Below are 1,309 nucleotides of genomic sequence, written 5' to 3' on the forward strand. Positions count from 1 at the left end.
TTTAATACTGTGAGCAGTTATAGGCTCGATTTGGAAAAATGACAAAAGGGTCGTAAGGTTGAAATCCCCATTCCTCCCCAACGACCCATGAGCATCGAAGCGATTCTCAAGCCAATATTGGCTAAACTTTCCAACGTGAACAAGCATCAGCGCTCTTTTTTGACTGAGTTATTTGCTGTCCTGCTGGGCAGACAGGGCCGAGCTACGTTTGAAAATCTAGCCCGATATAGCCGCTTTACCGAACTGACCTTTCGGCGGCAGTTTGCCAGCTACTTCGATTGGCTGGCCTTCAACAAAGCCTGTATCGACTTTACACAAGGCTCCTTTATCGGCCTTGTCGACTGTAGCTTCCTGCCCAAAAGCGGCACCAAAACCTTTGGTCTCGATAAGTTTTGGTCGTCCTGTGCCGGTAAAGCTCAGCGCGGACTGGAAGTCAGTGTGCTGGCTTGTGTCAACACCCTCACTAAAGAGTGCTTTGCGTTGGAAGCCAGTCAAACACCGCCTGATATCACCCAGCAGCCTGGTCAGGCTTACTCCCGGTTGAGTTGGTATTTAGAGCAACTGGCCGACTGTCTGTCCCGACTACCCGTTCTGCTCTACTGGGTGGCCGATGGCTATTACGCTAAAAAAGAAGTCTTTCAGCTCTTCGCCAGCCAACGTCGTCATCTCATTACCCGCTTGCGCCATGATGCGGCCCTGTACCATCTATGGATCAAAGGCCGCCAACCTGGCCAGCGGGGGCCAACCCGTCGCTATGATGGCAAGGCTAGCTTTGATGATCTCTCGCGCTGGCAGGATGAGGGTGTTCATCCCATTCATAGTCATATTCGGCTATTTAGTGCCTTGCTCTACTCGAAGCATTTCGAGCGAACACTACGGGTAGTACTGCTGCTGGATAGCCGCCACCAGAAATATGTCTTACTGGCTTCAACGGATCAACAGCAGTTGGCTCAACAGATTGCTCAGTACTATCATCTACGCTTTCAAATCGAGTTGCTGTTTCGGGATGCTAAACAGTTCACGGGTCTGCATCAGTGCCAGGCCCGCAGCGACGCCAAGTTAGATTACCACTTGAACGCCACGCTGAGTGCGGTTAATATAGGCCGGCTACTATTGGCCGCAGATGCTTCGTTGCAGAAGTCGATGAATGCATTGGTGCGTCGACAAACCAACCAGCGTATCTGGACGCGGATATATCATCAACTCAGCCAGGAGGGCTTAGTTGATGTAAATCGGCTGGATAGGGTGGATTGGCAGTTCTGGCAGCGTAGAGCTGCCTAAGCATAGATATTAACTGCTCAAAGTATTA

At 50.8% G+C, this 1,309-nt stretch carries 1 protein-coding gene; it reads left to right on the forward strand.

Going from position 1 to position 1,309, the window contains the following annotated elements:
- The first annotated feature begins 87 nt into the window (after positions 1-87).
- Positions 88-1,281: a transposase gene (locus ABD931_RS29070; RefSeq protein ID WP_345271640.1), complete on the forward strand. Its 1,194-nt coding sequence runs from the start codon at positions 88-90 to the stop codon at positions 1,279-1,281.
- Positions 1,282-1,309: the final 28 nt, after the last annotated feature.

Origin of the sequence: Nibrella viscosa (assembly GCF_039541875.1) — a bacterium.
Taxonomy (GTDB): Bacteria; Bacteroidota; Bacteroidia; order Cytophagales; family Spirosomataceae; genus Nibrella; species Nibrella viscosa.